The following is a 17,517-nucleotide window of genomic DNA, read 5'->3' on the forward strand; positions in this document are numbered from 1 at the left end:
CCCCCCCCCCCCCCCCCCCCCCCCCCCCCCCCCCCCCCCCCCCCCCCCCGCCTGCGGGACGGATGACGAGCGCTCGGGCCGTCAGCGCACCTTGTTCAGCTTGTCGAGGGCCTTGGCCAGGCCGTTGGCCCACAGCTGGTTGACGCGCGACCGCTCGGTCGTGTTGGGGTAGCGGTTCGTGCAGGACGTGCCGGGTCCGCCGCCCGACATCAGTTCGCTGCACGGGCCGGAGTAGTGGTCCGGCAGTCCCAGCACGTGACCGGTCTCGTGCGCGGCGACGCGGATCGAGTCGTACTGCCGGTTCTGGGCGTAGTCGAGGAAGATGTAGCCCCTGCCGTGCCCGTTGGTGGAGGCGTACGAGCCCCGGGAGTCGTTGCCCTCGTAGTACGAGAAGTCGCCGGTGCCCGAGGTGGACTGCAGCTTGACGTTGCTCACGGAGCTGTTCCATATCGAGGCCGCGCTCGATATCTGGGAGCGGAAGTTCGGCGCCTGCGAGGCGTTGTAGTAGACGGTCACCGACTGCAGGCCGGGGTTGGCGGCCTGCTTCGCGGCGACCGAGTCGAGGACCGCTTCGAAGAACGCCTTGTTGTTCGCCGACTCCTGGGCCGAACCGGTGTAACCGGCGACCGGGGCGGCGGAGCCGGTGGTCTGGGCGCTCGCCGGGATCGCGCAGCCGAGGGCCGCGAGCGTCACGCCCAGACCGAGCGCCGGCAGTCTCCTGAAGGCCTTCGCGGACGCGGACGACGTACGGGTGGACCTCATGTGGGGGGCTCCTACTCGTTCGTGTGGGGTGGTGAACGATCGGTAGAGCCGAGTGTGGGGCCGCCGGACGGTCCCGGGGATGATGGCAACTGGGGATAGCACACGGCTATCGGAGCGACTCCTGTTGTTATGTCGCCGTTTGCCTGTCTGGCGCCTCATCAGGCCCAGCCCTTACGCTCCGCGCATGGAGCTCGAGGTGAGGCACCTACGCGTGCTGTGCGCCATCGCCGACGCCGGCAGTCTGCACAAGGCGGCCCGTGAACTGGGCATGGCCCAGCCTTCGTTGAGCACCCAGCTGCGCCGCATCGAGCAGTTGCTGGGCGGCCGGCTCTTCATCCGCGGCGCTACCGGCAGCCGCCCCACGCCGTTGGGACAGATCGTGGTCAGCCGGGCCCGCCCGTTGGTCGCCGAGTTCGCCGCGATCGTGACCGAGACCCGGGCCGCTGCCGCCCACACGGCGGGCGGTCCACGGCTGCGCATCGGCGCCACGGCCAGCCGGGCGATCCCGGGCTGGCTCAGCCGACTGCGTGCCCGCATGCCCGCAGTCGAGCCCAGCCTGCAGATGGACGTGTCCGCGAACGCCCTGCTTCGGCAGGTGGCCGAGGGCACGCTGGACCTGGCGTTCGTGCACGAGGTCGAGGGGAGCCCGCTGCGTGTCCCGAACGGCCTGTGTCTGCGCATCCTGGTGGAGCGCGAACCGCAGTTCGTCACCATGGCCGCCGACCATCCAGCGGCGGCCCACCGCGAGGTACGTCTCGCGGACCTCGCCCACGACCGCTGGATGGTGGACGCCACCGTCGACGGCGAGTGGGACGGGGTGTGCCGCGTACTGCGCGCCGCCGGGATCAAACCCGACCTGCTGCACGGCGACTACCTCACCGCCTACCTCCTGGCCGCCATCGGCGAGGTCGTCACGGTCAGCCAGCCGACCGCGCTCCCGCCTCGCTCCGACCTGGTCATCCGGCCCCTCCACGGCGACCCGATAGGAGTGCGCCTGTTGCTGGCGGCCCGCTCGACGGCCGAACTCGACGCCGAATCGGCGGAGTTGGAGGAGGCCTACTGGGAGGCGGCCTGCCAGGCGCCGGCGTACCAGGAGTGGCTGACACGCGGAGCAGCCGGGCGGCCGGCACAGACACTGCGTGCGGTGGGCGCCTGAGCGGCGACGGGTTCCCCACGGACGCGCAGTGAGCGTCGAGGACCGCGCGGCGCCCGGCGCCCGGTGGGGGGCGTCCCTCGCTCCGGCTCCGTGCGGCGCGTTCAGGGGCAGCTCTCGCCGAACTTGACCGCTGTGAACTCGACGGGCTGCCCGTTCAGTTTGGCTCCGGCGGCGGGCTTTTGCGTGCACACCTGCCAGTTCGACTCGACGAGCACGAACCGGTCCTCGGCGGCGTCCTTCACGGAGATCGACGTCCCGTTGTCGAGGGCGGCACGGGCGGCCTTCACGCTCTGGCCCGCGAAGTCGGGCATCGTGCCGTCGGCCTTGGCCGGCGCCGTCCGGTCCTTGGCGGGGCAGCTCTCGTCGAGCTTCACCGCGCCGAAGTCGAGTTCGGTGTCCACGGGCACCGCCTTTCCGGCGGCGACGTTCTGGCTGCAGACCTTCCAGTTGCGGTCGAAGGCCTGCATGCGGTCGCGGCCGAGGGAGTCGTGGGAGGAGAGGCTGTGGAATCCGCTGGACTGGGCGCTGTCCTGGGCGGATTGAAGACCCATGCCGATGAAACTGGGCACGGCCTTCGACTCCGCCTTGTCGTCCTTGCCGCCCGCGGTCTTCGCCGCGCCGGCGGTGGGTCTCGTGCTCTTGCTGCTGCTGCCGGCGTCGTCAGGACCGCAGGCCGATGTCGTGCCGACGATGACGAGTGCGCCGATCGCTGCGCCGATGACGGTCCGGCTGACCATGGGTGCCCCCTGGTTGTGCAGTTGGTGATCCCGGTGAGCGTAGGACGGGCAGGGGGAACACGTGCGGGGCGTGATGGTGCTGTGACCCGAATGAGCGGTTCCGGGCGTATGTGCGCACGACACGGAGCTGCCCGGGAAGCCCTGGAGCCGGAGCCGGAGCCGGAGCCGGAGCCGGGGTCGGGGTCGGGTCGGCGCCGGAGTCCCTGCCCCGGCGGCGCAAGTCGGACTGGCCTCCGCGGCCCGGATTCCGGTCAGACGATGCCGATTTCCGGTCACAATCCGATCAAGCCCCCTTCGTCGACGCTTACCTCACCGCTGCTGGTCTGACAACATCACCGAAGAGTGTGGCCAAAGGTGTCAACGGAGGCTTGGGGGAGCCGGGTGGCGATTCACGGGGGGCGTTTCGCGGTGCGTTCGGGGCGGGCCGCGCTGGTCCTGGCGAGGGCCCGAGCGCACCGGGCGCTGATCTCCGCCGCGCTCGTCACCGTCCTGCTGACCACATCCGTGCTGGCGGCCCTGACCGCCTACTCGGCCGCGATCGGCGACGCGGCGCTGCGCCACTCGCTGGCCGAGCCCCGCAACGCCGCCGATGCCGCGCTGGTCGTCACGGCCGAAGTGGCGGCCGCCGACCGCCGGGTGACCGACATCGCCGTGCGCGACGGGGCGCGCCGGACCTTCGACGGGCTGCCGGTGACCGTGCGGACGCTGGTGCGATCCGGCCCGTACGCCCTGCCCACGACCACCCGGCCGGCAACCACCCGGACGGCGGCCACCGAGCCCGGCGACAGGCCCGACCTCACGCACTTCGCGGCGCTCGACTCCTCGCAGGTGCGGTTCAGCCAAGGGCGGGCCCCGCGCGCGGGCACGCCCGACGTCGAGGTGGCGCTGCCCGAGACCGCCGCGCGGCGGCTGAAGTCGACACCGGGCGCCCACCTCACCGTCACCGACCGGCTCGGCGGTCCGTCCGTGCGGATCGTCGTCACCGGCGTGTACCGGCCCGCCGAACCGGCCTCGCCCTACTGGCTGACGGACGAACTGGGCGGTCGCGGCGTACGACGGACCTCCGACTTCACCACCTACGGCCCCTTGCTGACGGCGCCTTCCGTCGTCAGCGGCGGCCGGGTGAGCGAGGGACCGTCAGCGTGGCTCGCCTCCGCCGACTTCACCCGCCTCACCGCCGACCGCATCGACGCCCTGCGCACGTCCGCGCGCACCGGCCCCGCCGCCCTGCTCAAGCTGCGCACCGGGGGCGACGGCGAAGGCGGCGGGACGACCGCGAGCACCGCGCTCCCCGAGGTCCTCGACCGGGTCGAGCGCTCCCTGCTCGTCTCCCGCTCCACCCTCCTGATCGTCGCCCTCCAGCTCGCCCTGCTCGCGGCCTGCGCGCTGATGCTGGTGGCCCGGCTGCTCGCCGCCGAACGCACCGGCGAGACCAGACTGCTGCGCGCCCGCGGCGCCTCCCGCGCCTCCCTCGCACGCCTCGCCGCCCTGGAGGCGTTGCTACTGGCCGGGCCCGCGCTGTTGTTCGCCCCGCTGCTGGCAGGCCCGCTGACCCGGCTGCTCGCCGGGCACGGGGCGCTGGCCCGGATCGGACTGGAGCTCGAGGCGCCGGCCGGCGGACGGCTCGCGGTCTGGCTGACGGCGGCAGGCGTGGCCCTCGGATGCGCGCTGGCGGTGACCCTGCCGGCGGTCGCCTCGACCGGGTTCCGCACGATGCGCGCCCGCGCCCTGCCCGCGTCGCTGCGGGCCGGGGCGGATCTGGGTCTGGTCGCGGCGGCCGGGGTCGCCTACTGGCAACTGGACCGCCGTACCTCGGGCGCGGTGAGTGCGGACACGACCGGCGCCCTGGGCGTCGATCCGGTGCTGGTCGCCGCGCCCGCCCTCGCGCTGCTGGCCGGCGCCGTCCTGACCCTGCGTCTGCTGCCGCCCGCCGCCCGCCTCGCCGAACGCCGGGCCACGGGCGGGCGCGGGCTGGCCACGGCGCTGGCCGGCTGGCAGCTCAGCCGCCGCCCAGGGCACGGCGCCGGCCCGGTACTGCTGCTCGTCCTGGCCGTCGCGCTCGGTGTGCTGGCGATCGGCCAGGGCTCCTCCTGGGGGCGCTCGCAGGACGACCAGGCCGACTTCGAGGCGGGCGCGCCGATCCGCATCCTGGGCGCCGGCGGCGGCGAGCTCGGTCTCACCCAGCAGTACGCGGCCGTCCCTCATGTGCGCGAGGCGGCCCCCGCCGTGCGGACGACGCTGCCGCTGTCCGGCGGCCGCACGGCGACGGTGCTGGCACTGGACACCGCGCACGCGGCCGACACCGTCCTGATGCGGCCCGACCTGGCGCCCGCCCCGATGAAGGGGCTGCTGGCGGGGCTGGGGCCGTCGGGTGATTCGGCGGGCGCACGCGTCCCCGCCGGGGCGTCCCGGCTGACGCTGACGGCGACCCTGCGCAGTTCGGTCCGGGACACGCAGAGCGCGGCGACCGTGACCCAGATGGTGGAGGACGACCACGGGGTGCCCTACTCGTTGCCGTCCGGCAGCCTCCCCGCCGACGCGCGGCCGCACACACTGACGGTCCAACTGCCGAGCGGCCACGGGCCGTTGACGCTCACCGGAGTGCAGCTCGTGCAGCCCGTGCCGTCCTCCCGAGCAGAACAGCACACTCTGACCCTCGACGCCCTGACCGCGGCGACCGCCGCCGGCACGGCACAGCGGGTGCCCCTGCCGGCGGAGTCCTGGACAGTGGCCTCCGGCACCGACGCACAGAGCTCGGCCGACGCCGGAACCGCGCCGGCCCGCCCGCGCGTCAGCCCCGCGGCGCACCCGACCGCCGTGTACGGCACGGGGTACGTCCCGACCGACCAGCCCTGGCTCAGCCCGTCGCTGACGCTGCGGATGCAGGTGACACAGCCCCGAACCACCGCGGTGGACGCCCTCGCCACCGACCGCTTCCTCGCTTCCACCGGCGCCCGCCCCGGCCAGACCATGGACATCGCCCTGGAGGGGCAGAACGTGCCCGTGCGGATCGTGCGTGCCGTACGGCAACTCCCGACGATCCAGGGCGGGGACGGGGACGGCGGTGCCGTGCTCGTCGATCTGCCCGCCGTGAACCGGGTCCTCCAGGCGCGCTACGGGCTCGCCCTCGCTCCCACCGAGTGGTGGCTGCGGCCGGACCCGCCCTCGGACGGCGCGGACGTCGCCGCCGCTCTGCGCGCCCGGCCCGACCTCGATCCCGAGCAGATCGTCGTGCGGGACGAGATCGCCGCCGAGCTGCGCGACGATCCGTTCGGGGCGGGCCCGGAAGCCGCGTTCACCGCGGCGGCCGCCGCCGCGGCGGTACTGGCCGCGCTCGGGTTCGCGGTGAACGCCGCAGGGGCGCTGCGGGAACGGAACGCCGAGTTCGCGGTCCTGCGCGCCCTGGGCGCCCCGCGCCGCAGGCTGGCCCGCGCCGTCGCAGGCGAGCAGAGCGTCCTGGTCGTGCTGGCGCTGGCTGTGGGCACCGGCCTCGGTCTCGCCCTGACCCGAGCGGTGCTGCCGCTCATCGTCCTGACCGGTGAAGCCGGCCGCCCCGTGCCGGATCTGCTGGTGGTACTGCCGCCGCTGCGGGTGGCCGCCCTGGTGACGGCCGTGGCCGCCGTCCCGGTCGTCGTCGTGGCGCTGCTGTCGGCGCGACAGGCCGATCCGGTGCAGGTGCTGAGGGAGGGGGAGTGACATGGTGATCCCGTTCAGGCGTGCGGAGCGTGCCGACGCGCCATGGGTGCGCACCCGGCTGCGGTCCGCCCCCGGCGCCGCGCTCGCCCTCGCGCTGCTGGTGGCGGTGACCGCAGGCCTGGCCGCCGTGTTCCCGCGCGCACTGGAGCGGTACGAGGACGCGGGCCTGCGCCACTCCGTCGAACAGGTACCCCACTTCCGCAGCGTCGTCAGTCTGTCCGCCCCGGCTCCGCTGCCCGATCTGCCGCAGGAGCAGCGCGAGCAGGCACTGCTCCCGGCCACCGTGAAGCGCGACTACGACAGCATCCTCGGCGCGGTCCGGCGGCCCTTGGTCCCCGACCCCGGCCAGTCGTCGTACGGCGTGGTCACCTCCGTCAACCAGGCGGTGCCCGAGCCCTGGCTGCCCCGGCCGAGCGGGCTGCCCGCCCGGGTCGCCCTCGTCGCACAGGCGGGCCTGGCCGACCACGCCCGGCTGAGCGAGGGCCGTCCGCCCCGCGCGTCCGGCACGGTCACCGCGACGACGCCCGAGGTCGAGGCCGCGGTCACCGCGGAAACCGCCAAGAGCCTGCGCATCAAGGTGGGGTCGCTGCTGCACGTCCCCGGCGCGGGTCGGGACGCGCTCGCCGTGCGGATCACCGGCATCGTCGAACCGCGCCACCGGGCAGGCGCCTACTGGGCGACGGACACCCTGCTGCGCACACCCGTCCTGATGCGGGTGGCGCCCGTCGACCCGGAGTCGCCCCGGTACTGGCTCGGCGCCCTGCTGCTGCCCCCCGAGGCCGCCCCCGCGCTGCTGGGCACCGAAGGGCGGCCCTACCGCTACTGGCGGCTGGCCCCGGACCCGCACACCATGCGCCACCGCGACCTGGGCGCTCTGAAGTCCGCGCTCGCCGCGCTGGTGGCGGGCCCCGACCTGCAGCGGATACGCACGGCCGCCGACCCCCTTACAGACGCCGACACCGGCCTCGACGACGTGCTCGACTCCTACTCGGGCCTGCACGCCGGCGTCTCCCCGCTGATCGCCGTCGCGGCGTTCGGCAGCGGTACGGTCGCCGTCGTCGTCCTGGCGCTGGCGGCCGGTCTGGCCGCCGACCGCCGTCGCACCGAGCTGGCCCTGCTGCGGGCCCGCGGCGCCTCGCTGGCCGGCCTCGCCGCCCGCCTGCTCGCGGAGACGGCGGTGGTCGCCGTCCCGGCCGGGGCGCTCGGCCTGGCCCTGGCGCTGTGGGCCCTTCCCGGCGCTCAAGCCCTGCCCGCCGTACTGGCCGCCCTCGCGGTCACGGCGTTCGCCTGCGCCGCCCTTCCCCTGCGCGGGGCGGCCGCCCACCGGCTCGTCCGCGTCCCCGCGCTCCGCCAGGACGTGACGTCCGTACGACCGTCCCGGCGGCGTACGGTCGCGGAGCTGACGCTGGTGGCGGTGGCCGCCGGCGCGGTGGCGACCCTGCGCAGGCAGGGCACGTCCGGCGGGTCCGGCGATCAGCTGATCTCGGCGGCGCCCGTGCTCGTGGGGGTGATCGCCGCGCTCCTGCTGGTCCGCCTGTACCCCCTTCCCCTGCGCGGCCTGGCCGGCCCGGCAGGGCGGCTGCGCGGTGTGGTGAGCCACCTGGCCCTGGCCCGGGCCGGCCGCGGTTCCGCGTCCGCGGTGCTGCCGCTGCTCGCCCTGCTCACCGCCCTCACCACGGCCTCGTTCGGCGGCTCGGTCCTGGCGGGCATCGGCGAGACCCGCGACCACTCGGCGCTCCTCGCCGTCGGGGCCGACGCCCGCCTGGAGTCGACCGCGTACCCCCTGCCCGCGGGGCTGGCCGACCGGGTGCGCCGGGTCTCCGGCGTGCGGGACGTGGCCGCGGTGAGCATCGCGTACCAGGCGAAGCCGGACGACGGGCGCAGGTCGGTGCCGATGGTGGGCGTGGATCCCGCCGGCTATGCGGAGCTGACGCGGCGGACGGGCCTCGGCGCCTTCTCCGAAGGAGTGGTGAAGAAGGCACGGGGCGAGCCGGGGGCCGACGCCGTGCTGCCCGCCGTGGCCTCCCCGCGTGTCGCCGACGCCCACGGCTCGTCCCCGTTCCCCGTCACCCTGGAGGACGGCAGCAGTGTCACCGTCCGCATCGTCCTCGTCCGGGACATCACCCCGGCCGTGCCGGGCGCCGACTTCCTGGTGGTGGACCGCGCCGGCCTCGGCGCCACTGCCGCCAAGCCGACGACGCTGCTGCTGACGGGCCCGGAAGCGGACGGCCGGGCTCTGCGCGAAGCGGCCGGGGACGCGGTGTCGGTCCGTCTCCGCGCCGACGAGAGGGCCCGGTACGTCGACTCGCCCCTGCAGTCCGGAGTGGAACACCTCTACACGGCGGCGGTGGCGGCCGGCGCCGGATACGCCGTGCTCGCACTGCTCCTGTCCCTCCTGCGCGCCGCTCCCGAGCGCGTCGCGCTGCTCGCCCGCCTCCGCACCATGGGCCTCACCCGTGCCCAGGGCCGCCGCCTGCTGGTCCTGGAGTCCCTGCCCCAGGCCGTGCTCGCCGCGGCAGGCGGCATCCTGACCGGCTGGTGCGCGATCCGGCTGCTCGCCCCCGGCATGGATCTGACCGCAGTGGCCCTACCGCCCTCGGTCGTTCCCACGAAGCAGACCCTGCTCGGCCCTGACCCCTGGTCGCTGACGGCGCCCACGCTGGCGGTGGTGGCGATGACGGTGGGAATCGCCGCCGTACAGGCGTGGTGGGCGGGCAGGAGAGGAGCGGTGCGGGAGTTGAGAGCAGGTGACACCAGGTGAGAAGGGCAGCCCGGTCCGCCGCTGGCGGCCCGGGCGGCAGCTCCCGGCGGCCCCGGTGCCGGACCCCGAGGGTCCGGCCCCCGGCCCGCGACCCAGGTCGTCGCCCACGTCCGGCCGGGGTGCCCGGGGCCTCGGCCCCATGCCGCGGGCGGACTCGGCGGCCCGATCCCCGCCCCTGACAGCCCTCGCCCGCACGCGTCCGCCCGGCTCGCGCACCCGGCCGACCGCGGCCTCATCGACCAAGGAGCCCGATGACGACGAATCCCACCCTCGCCGAGCTGACCGACAACGCGACCGCCACCCGCGCCCGGCCCGCCTACGGCCACGACGCCCTCATCACCTGCGACCGTCTGGTCCGTATCTTCTCGGCGGACGGCGTGGAGGTGCAGGCCCTCCAGGGCCTCGACCTGCTCGTCCGCGGGGGCGAACTCATGGCGCTGGTGGGCGCCTCGGGCAGCGGCAAGTCCACCCTGATGAACATCCTGGCCGGCTTGGACACCCCCACCGCCGGGGTGGCCCGGGTGGCCGGCCACGACCTGCTGGCCATGACCGCGAAGGACCGCCTGCACTACCGGCGCAAGGTGGTCGGCTTCATCTGGCAGCAGACCTCCCGCAACCTGCTTCCGTATCTCACCGCGGCCCAGAACGTCGCCCTGCCCCTCCAGTTGGCGGGCGGACGGATCCGCTCCCGGGCACGCGCCGAACGTGCCCTGGAACTGCTGGAGTTGCTCCAGGTCGCCGACTGCCGGGACCGCCGTCCGCAGGAGATGTCCGGCGGTCAGCAGCAGCGGGTCGCGATCGCCGTGGCCCTCGCCACCGACCCGGCGGTGCTGCTGGCCGACGAACCCACCGGCGAGCTGGACTCCCACACCGCCCAGCAGATCTTCGCCGCGTTCCGCACGGCGAACGAGGAGCTGGGCACCACGATCGTCATCGTCACCCACGACCGCACCGTGGCCACCGAGGTCCGCCGCACGGTCGCGATCCGCGACGGCCGCACCTCCACGGAGGTCCTGCGCCGCAGTGAGGTCGACGAGGCCACCGGCCACGAGACGTTGGTGGCCCGCGAGTACGCGATGCTCGACCGGGCCGGCCGCCTCCAGCTGCCCGCCGAATACACGCGGACCCTGGGCATGCGCGACCGGGTCGCGCTGGACCTGGAGGAGGACCACATCACCGTGTGGCCGGACGACAGCGGGCACAGCTGATCGCCGGTCGTGACCGAACGGCGGGCGCGCCCGCGGCTCGCCGGCTCACCGCGCCGTGGCGGCCACGTCGACGACGTCCGGTCCGTCACCCGACGGGCGACGCCTCGGCACGCTCCCTCGTCTCGTCCCGTATCTCCCCGTCGCGCAGTTCCAGCACCCGGTCGGCCAGATCGAGCAGCGTCGCGTCATGCGTGGCCACCAGCGCGGTGACGTTCTCGCTGCGCACGACCGCCCGCAGCAGCTCCATCACCGCATGACCGGTCTCCGCGTCCAGCTGGCCGGTGGGCTCGTCGGCGATCAGCAACGAGGGGTTGTTGGCCAGCGCCCGGGCGATGGCGACCCGCTGCTGCTGGCCACCGGAGAGCTCGCCGGGCCGCTGGGCCGCGTGATCGGCGAGGCCCACCAGGGACAGCAGCAGCTCGACCCGCTCCTCGCGCTCCCGTACGTCGACCCGGCGCATGCGCATCGGCACACCCACGTTCTCCGCGGCCGTCAGGATCGGGATGAGGCCGAAGGACTGGAAGACGAATCCGACGCGGTCCCGGCGCAGCGCCAGCAGGCCGTCCTCGCCGAGCTCCGACAGGTCGAGGCCGTCCACGGTGACCCGCCCCCGGTCCGGCGCGTCGAGCCCACCGACGATGTTCAGCAGAGTGGTCTTCCCGGAGCCCGACCGCCCTTTGAGCGCGACGATCTCCCCGCGCGGGATGTCGAACGACACACCGCGCAGGGCATGGACGGCGGCTGCTCCCTGGCCGTACGACTTGTGGACGTCCTCGACGCGCACCATGGTCCCGGTGTCGACCTGGCTCATGTGTTCTCCCTTGATCCCCTGTGGGCGCCAGTATCGCCGCGTTCCGCCCGGCCCTCAATGCCGAGGGGGAACGGTCAGTGCTCGCAGAGGGAGAATTCCCGTTCGTAGAGCTGCTCGTTGTGCTCGTCGACGAAGAACTTGCGTTCCTGCATGAGTTGTTCGCGGAAGCCCTTGGCCTCTTCGAGCGTCATGGTCGAGGTGTCGGACCATGGTTGTTGCGGTGGCACATCGGACGTCGAGACGATCCGCTGTGACGGATCGACCAGGAAGAACGCGAGAATCTTGCGGTGCCCCGGGCGGGCCGGGTCCGTGAGACGGAACGGCTCGACACGGTGTTGCAGGATGTTCGGAAACGCGAGGCAGCGGCCCGCCGGGGTCGACGCCGATCCCAGCACCTGGTTCAGTGCGTCTTCGTCCTCGAGGCCGAACACCTCGCGCAGCCCGTCGTCGTCGTTCTGTTCGTAGTGCGGATCGTCGAGTGCCGCCCGGAAACCCAGCCGGCTTTCGGTGACGTTCTCGCTGTCCCAGTAGTAGATGCCGGTCGAGACGATCCGCTCGTTCATCATCCCCTCGACATGCCAGGAACCGCCCGGGTATTCGGGCCTGTCCGGGGTGAGATGAATGCCGGCGAGCTTGACGATGACCTGGAGACGCCGGCCGCGCAGGTCGACCCGGGCGGATTCGTCGGGCACCGTGGGCGGCGTGAAAGCCGCTGCGTCCGGGACGACGGGGCGGCGGGTCTCCCACCATTCGTCATGCGCCTCCTCCCATGCCTGGCGGGCCTCCTGGTACAACCCGGCATCGGTGTAGGAGGACCTGTCCGGGTATTCCGGCTCCGAGTCGTACCACCCGAAGGGATCGGCAGCGATCCGCGGGGGCCGTGGATGACGTAGATCGGTGAGCACGTTCTCGAAGAGGGGGCGCAAGCGCGCGAACAGGTCCGGCAGGACGGCGGCCAGTTCGCGGTGAGTCTCGGGGTGGACGTTGTTGACGTACGAACGGAAGGCGACGTCGCCGTCGTCACTCACGTCCACGTCTGTGGGAAGCCACTGGAACTTCTCCGAGAACTCGTACTTCGCGTAGCGGTCCGCCGGGTTCTGCCAGGCCGTCTCCGGCGCCCCGCTCACCTCTTTCACCAGGCAGAACATCGAGGGATGCACCAGATCCAGTACCTGACCGTCGGATCCGGGATGCCAGTCCTGTTCTCCTTCGGGCACCTGCTCCAGAACCCGAACCGCCTCGCGCAGCCGGGACCTGAGCCCGTCGTCGACCAGAGCGTCCGACTGCCACACCCCGTCGACGGCCGACACCTCGACGCCGGTTCGTCCGTCCCGCAGTGCGGCGTAGTGGCGGAGTTCGGCGAGCACATAGTGAACCTGCGCTTCGGTGAGGCCCTGGGCGACCGCCTCCTGGGTCCATCTGGCCACGATGGCGGCGTCGTTCATCTTGTGGAACCAGTCGGGTTTGGCCCGAATGAGCGAGCTGCACTGCATCATCTGAAGTTCCCGCAGTGTTCGGGGATGCGCGAACGACAGAGAACCGGAGGCGCGAAAGGGCAGCGGGAACGCAGACAGGCCGGACAACTCTTCTGATCCTCCTGGTCGGTGGGCAGTGGCGGGAAGACTACTTCAGCGGACTGACACCGCGGCCGTGGTGCTCTCCTGGCTGGCCCGGGAGCCAACGGTGCAGCGCCCGGGGCCGTCGGCACGACGGGGCCCGGGCGCCTGCCGGCGGCGTCGGTGACGCGGGAGGGCGTGATCCCGCGGGCGGTGGGGCGGGAGGCGTCGCCCCGTTACCCGGCGGGCGCGTGGGTCGCCTCGCCGCTGACACGGCTCATCTCATCGCACCTCTTTCGCGTACGGCGCCACGACGATCCGGTCGATCAACGGCGCGTACCGGGAGCGGAGCAGCACGCCGGGGAAGGTGTCCGAGGCGTAGGTGACGCCGTCGAAGTCGGGGAGTTCCTCGGAGCGGAAGGTGAGTGTGTTCCGGCCCTTCTTGAGCCGGACGGGGACGGTCAGCTCCCAGAAGTCGTTCTGGTGGAAGGTGTGCGGGAAGAAGACCCGCCGGGTCTCGCCGCCGTTGACGCTGACGTCGGTGTGGCGGGTGAGCGGGTCCGGGTTGTAGTGGGTGGCCGGGGACTGTTCGGGGTTGGAGTAGCGGATGCGCAGTGCGTGCAGGCCGGGCTTGTCCGCGGCGACGGTGAACGTGGCGGTGTTGCCGTTGCCGGGCTCGCCGCCGATGCCGCTGATCGCGGTGCCGTCGGTGGCGAGGGAGAGGGGGCTGAGGGTGGCCGAGCCGGTGAGTTCGGCGTCACCGGCCTCGTACGTGCGCGTCGTGAGTGCGCCCTCGGTCGGGGTGACCGTGAGGCGGTCGACGATGGTGATGCCCGAACCGCCGGTCACCGTCACCTTGTTGACGCCGCCAAAGAGGGAGACGGCTGCGCTGTGTGCCCTCTTGCCCAGACGCAGGACGTCATGGCCGTTGACGGAGACACGGGCGTCCGTGCCGGCGAGGGTGTCGAACCTGAGGGTCGCCTCGCGGTCGGCGGGGGAGTAGACCCAGAACGTGGCGGTTCCCTTCTCCGGGAGCCGGGCCGCGCCCGAGCCGGTCGCCGACCGCTCGGGCAGGTCGTAGACGGGGCGCGACCCGCTGCCGAGCCAGGCCAGTTCACCCTCGTACACCTGCGTGCGGGCCGAGGCGTCCGGCAGGGACAGGGTCAGCCGGTCCACGATGGCGTCGCCCTTGGTGGCGCGCTCGCCGTCGAGGCTCTTCGCGGCGAGCGTCAGGGTGTGCTTGCCCTTGGTGAGCCTGACCTCGGTGTCGCTGTGGTCCCACACCACCCACTTGTAGCCGAGCGGCAGGTGCAGTTCCTGCTCGCTGTCCGCCGCGCCGTCCACCCGCAGGAACACGTTGGTGGGGCCCTGCTCCTGGACCTTGTCGAAGGTGTTGAGGGAGTTGGCGAAGACGCTCACGTCGTAGACGCCGTCCTCGGGCACCTCCACGGGGAAGTCGAGGGTGACGTCCGAGCCGGTTCGCAGACCGCCGACGTCGTAGCCGCCGGACGTGTAGAACTTCGACACGTCGCTCGTCGAGCCCTCGGGGCCGTTCTTCGAGTAGCCGGAGCCGGTGTGGGCGGCGTCCTCCGCCTCGTACGAGCCCTGCCAGCGCACGGGCGCGGACTGCGTGGCCTTCGCCTTCCCGGCCGGGCTGAGGACGATCTCGTACGCCGAGGACTCCTTGAGCGGCGGCAGTGCGCCGTCGCCGAAGTCAGCGGACACCGTGCCGTCGGCGCCTACCTCGAGGTTCGTCTCCGCGAGGAGTTTCGGGCCGGGGTTGTCACCGATCTGCCCGCTCCACTCGATCTCGCGGATCCAGGCGTGGACGCTCGTGCCGAAGACCTTCTTCGGGATGCCGGCGAAGGTGATGTGGCCCTTGCCCGTGGAGCCGCCGAACAGCAGCCGCGCCTGCTTCTTCTTCTCATCGAGGGTGGCGACGCCCTGCATGGTGTAGTTCCGGCCGGGGAACGGCGGGTCGACCCTGACGGTGTGGCCGCTCATGGAGGCGTAGGAATGCAGCAGCCACCACTGGCCGTTGCCGCGGTTGGACTGGACGGCGGAGTCGGAGAGGTTGCCGTCGATGTTCCAGTACGCGATGTCGGCGTCCACCTTGGACTCCTCGATCGCGGAGACCCACTGGATCATCTGGCCGGGCACGGAGGTGTGGTAGTTGAAGGCGTACTCGTTGATGTTGACGGGGAGTCGGGTGCCTTCCCGGCCGGTTCCCTCGAACAGGGCCTTCTCCCATGCCCGGTATGTGGTGACGCTGGCGCGTACGGCCTCCGGGTGGCTCAGCTCGTGCCAGGTGATCACGTCCGGGAGGGTGCCGGCGGCGAGGGTGTGCGTGAGGAAACCCTTCACCTGGTCGTACAGGACGCTGGTGTTGGGGCCGGCGATGCGGGCGTCGGGCATCTTGCCCTTGATGAGTTCGTACGCCGAGTCCCAGGCGGAGAGAAAGGCGTCGGGGGAGTTCAGCCAGCTGATCTTGTCGTAGCTCCACTCACCGGTGCCGAACATGTTGCCCTCAGGCTCGTTGAACGGCACGAAGACGATGTTGTCCTGGTATTGCTTCGGCAGGCGCAGCACCTGGTCGACCTGCTTGGCGATCTTCTCCTCGTACAGCTCGACCTTCTTCGCGGGGGTGTCGCCGGGCCACTCGTAGGGGAATCCGCGGTGGATGTCGGTCATGTAGATGTACACGTCACCGTCGGTGGCGTCGGCCAGTGGCTTGACCACCTCCAGGGCGTCGGCTCCCGGATGCTGGGGGCCGTCCTGCGCCTTGGTGGAGACGGTGCGCAGACCCATGCCTTCGATGAGGTTGCCGGTGGGGACGTCGGGTCCGTACACGCCGTAGAGGGTGCCGGAGGCGCCGCCGTGGAAGGCTCCGGTGTCCGAGCCGAGGTCGACGGTGAGTTCACCTTCGCGCACGACGGTGACGGTCGCCGTCACCCGGCGCCCGGCCGCGATGCCTGCCAGGGAGAACGTGCCCGGCTGGGCGTACTTGTCCGACGGTACGGCGTCCCAGACGATCGGGGTGTCGCGGTCGTAGCCGTCGGAGTAGGCGGAACGGACCGCCGGGGGGAGGGACGGGGCTGTCCCGGCGGTGGTCCGGACCTCGAAGGACGTCTGCGACAGCGTCTGCAGGGTGGGAAGGTCGCCGACGACATCCGCCACCTGCTCGGCGCTGAGCGCCGAGTGCCACACCGTGAAGTCGTCGATCGCGCCCTTCAGGAGCGGATCCGGGTAGAAGGACTTTCCTATGTAGCCGGCGGACGTGGCCGAACCGTCCAGCAGGTCCTTGGCCTTGACGGTCGTCGCCGAGGACGAGACCGCGACCCCGTCGAGGTAGGTGGTGACTTTGCCGGCGGTGGTGTCGAGGGTGACCGTGACCGTGCGCCAGGCGTCGGCCGGGAGCGCCGCGTACCCGGAGACCCGGGACTCCGCGCCGCCTCCGCCGATGGTCACGGCGGTGCGCAGCACGCCGCCGTTGTCGGCAGGGGTGGTGAAGAGGTACTTCGTGGTGCCGGCGCCCAGGTCGAAGATCCGCTGCCAGGACGAGGTGTCGTCGCCCCACCTCACGCGGGCGGACACCGTCAGGTCGGTCGCGTCGCCGACCACTCCCCGGGGCAGGCGCACATAGGCGCCGTCGGAGGTGGGCGCCCCGCCGGGCAGGGCGAGCGCCGTGCCGCCGTCCGTGCCTTCGACGGCCTGTGCGGTGGAGCCGTTGACCAGACTTGCCGTCAGGCCGTTGCCGGAAATGTCGGTGATCTTTCCGGAGGCGAGGTCGTCCTCGTCGAACGTGTAGCGGGCCGTGGGCTGGGGTGCCCCTGCCGCCTGTGCGGGGACGGCCGGCGAGGCCAGCAGGCCCGCGCCGAGGGCCAGGGCCGCGGCGGCGGAGGCCCGGCGGCGGCCAGAACTGTCAGCGGATGACGCGGATGACATGGACTGCGTCCTCGATCCTGTGAGTTACGGGTCCGGGGCGGCCCGGGCCGGCCCGTGGCAGCCGGCCGCATGCGGGCGGGGGAGCGCATCCGTCGGCTCGCGCGGTATCGAATCGGTTCGATATCGCGTGCTCCGACCGGGGGGCTTCACCGGATGAACGGGTTCGGTGCCCGGCATGGCAACGGGTCGTGGGGGGACGGGCTCGGGTCGTCGGAAGGATCACTTCATCGAATCGGTTCGCAGGAAGCTAACACCGGGGAAATCCCGCAGCAATACCCCGGACGCAAGTGGGTTCGGCGAGGGCCGCGAGTCGCGCGGATTGTCCCGTGTCATGAGAGGTATCCCCTCTTCGGGGGTGGACGGCCGTGCCTCGGACGGTATCGAACCGGTTCGGCCGATGTGGCCGTGGTGCTCCCGGAACGTCGGTGAGTCCGGTGGCGACCGATGTCTGCCGCTGGAGTTCTCAGTTCGCGGTTCCGGCGCAGCTGTGCCCGGCGCCCAGTAGCGCGAGGGCGTTGTCGATGCCCTGCTCGAGGACTTCGTCGGCGAGCTGCCGGTCGGCGAGGGCGCGGGAGAGCTGCAGCGTCCCGGCCATCATGGCGTAGGCGCTGAGTGTTCTGGTGCGGACCGAGAGCGGGTCGTCGGGCGCGAGGCGGGCCGCGATGCCGTCGGCGATGACCAGTACGCCGTCGGTGTAAGCCTGCTTGGTCGGGTGCGTACAGCGTCCGATCTCGTCGAGCAGGGCGGCGGAGGGGCAGCCGTCGCCGGGGCTGTCGCGGTGCCAGGGGGACAGGTACCACCGGACGATCTGTTCGAGTCCGGCGTGGCCGGGCGCCGCGTGCGCGACGATGTTCGCGTTCTGGGCGTGCAGTTGGTCGGGGGAAG

At 72.6% G+C, this 17,517-nt stretch carries 9 protein-coding genes and 1 pseudogene; 4 read left to right on the forward strand and 6 right to left on the reverse strand.

Annotated elements, in window-relative coordinates; genetic code table 11:
• Window positions 1–81 precede the first annotated feature (81 nt).
• Entirely contained in the window at window positions 82–762 is a 681-nt protein-coding gene (gene snpA, locus ACN6LD_RS17340) for a snapalysin (RefSeq protein ID WP_319193487.1), read from the reverse strand.
• A 184-nt stretch (window positions 763–946) separates the two neighbouring features.
• Between snpA and ACN6LD_RS17345 the strand changes: the two genes are divergently transcribed.
• Entirely contained in the window at window positions 947–1,918 is a 972-nt protein-coding gene (locus ACN6LD_RS17345) for a LysR family transcriptional regulator (protein WP_319193489.1), read from the forward strand.
• 101 nt (window positions 1,919–2,019) lie between these two features.
• Here the strand turns inward: ACN6LD_RS17345 and ACN6LD_RS17350 are convergent, their stop codons facing one another.
• Complete coding sequence (locus ACN6LD_RS17350; protein ID WP_445043632.1) at window positions 2,020–2,655, reverse strand: hypothetical protein; 636 nt, start codon at window positions 2,653–2,655, stop codon at window positions 2,020–2,022.
• A 381-nt stretch (window positions 2,656–3,036) separates the two neighbouring features.
• Here ACN6LD_RS17350 and ACN6LD_RS17355 point away from each other — a divergent pair, with 381 nt between their 5' ends.
• The 3 genes from ACN6LD_RS17355 (at window position 3,037) to ACN6LD_RS17365 (ending at window position 10,320) form a co-directional block, all read left to right on the forward strand.
• A complete protein-coding gene (locus ACN6LD_RS17355) occupies window positions 3,037–6,351 on the forward strand; it encodes an FtsX-like permease family protein (RefSeq protein ID WP_445043633.1) in 3,315 nt (1,104 codons plus the stop codon).
• 1 nt (window position 6,352) lies between these two features.
• The gene (locus ACN6LD_RS17360; RefSeq protein WP_319193495.1) at window positions 6,353–9,112 is read left to right on the forward strand and encodes an ABC transporter permease; all 2,760 of its coding nucleotides are present in this window, start codon (window positions 6,353–6,355) and stop codon (window positions 9,110–9,112) included.
• Window positions 9,113–9,363: 251 nt separating this feature from the next.
• Window positions 9,364–10,320 carry an ABC transporter ATP-binding protein gene (locus tag ACN6LD_RS17365; RefSeq protein ID WP_319193497.1) on the forward strand — a complete coding sequence of 319 codons (957 nt, stop codon included), beginning with the start codon at window positions 9,364–9,366 and terminating at the stop codon, window positions 10,318–10,320.
• 85 nt (window positions 10,321–10,405) lie between these two features.
• Here ACN6LD_RS17365 and ACN6LD_RS17370 read toward each other — a convergent pair whose 3' ends face one another.
• From ACN6LD_RS17370 to ACN6LD_RS17385, 4 genes and pseudogenes are all read right to left on the reverse strand, one after another.
• The gene (locus ACN6LD_RS17370; protein WP_445043634.1) at window positions 10,406–11,131 is read right to left on the reverse strand and encodes an ABC transporter ATP-binding protein; all 726 of its coding nucleotides are present in this window, start codon (window positions 11,129–11,131) and stop codon (window positions 10,406–10,408) included.
• A gap of 74 nt (window positions 11,132–11,205) precedes the next feature.
• Window positions 11,206–12,714: a DUF4246 domain-containing protein gene (locus tag ACN6LD_RS17375; protein ID WP_445043635.1), complete on the reverse strand. Its 1,509-nt coding sequence runs from the start codon at window positions 12,712–12,714 to the stop codon at window positions 11,206–11,208.
• A gap of 255 nt (window positions 12,715–12,969) precedes the next feature.
• Window positions 12,970–16,632 carry a LamG-like jellyroll fold domain-containing protein gene (locus ACN6LD_RS17380; RefSeq protein ID WP_445043636.1) on the reverse strand — a complete coding sequence of 1,221 codons (3,663 nt, stop codon included), beginning with the start codon at window positions 16,630–16,632 and terminating at the stop codon, window positions 12,970–12,972.
• 463 nt (window positions 16,633–17,095) lie between these two features.
• Window positions 17,096–17,517: pseudogene (locus tag ACN6LD_RS17385) on the reverse strand (TetR/AcrR family transcriptional regulator); the annotation flags it as partial.

The sequence above is a fragment of the Streptomyces sp. SAS_272 genome (assembly GCF_052543235.1).

Excerpts from the sequence above, each read along its gene's own strand:
- ACN6LD_RS17360 (WP_319193495.1), top strand. The coding sequence starts at position 6,353 with ATGGTGATCCCGTTCAGGCGTGCGGAGCGTGCCGACGCGCCATGGGTG.
- snpA (WP_319193487.1), bottom strand. The coding sequence starts at position 762 with ATGAGGTCCACCCGTACGTCGTCCGCGTCCGCGAAGGCCTTCAGGAGA.
- ACN6LD_RS17370 (WP_445043634.1), bottom strand. The coding sequence starts at position 11,131 with ATGAGCCAGGTCGACACCGGGACCATGGTGCGCGTCGAGGACGTCCAC.
- ACN6LD_RS17380 (WP_445043636.1), bottom strand. The coding sequence starts at position 16,632 with ATGTCATCCGCGTCATCCGCTGACAGTTCTGGCCGCCGCCGGGCCTCC.
- ACN6LD_RS17365 (WP_319193497.1), top strand. The coding sequence starts at position 9,364 with ATGACGACGAATCCCACCCTCGCCGAGCTGACCGACAACGCGACCGCC.
- ACN6LD_RS17345 (WP_319193489.1), top strand. The coding sequence starts at position 947 with ATGGAGCTCGAGGTGAGGCACCTACGCGTGCTGTGCGCCATCGCCGAC.
- ACN6LD_RS17350 (WP_445043632.1), bottom strand. The coding sequence starts at position 2,655 with ATGGTCAGCCGGACCGTCATCGGCGCAGCGATCGGCGCACTCGTCATC.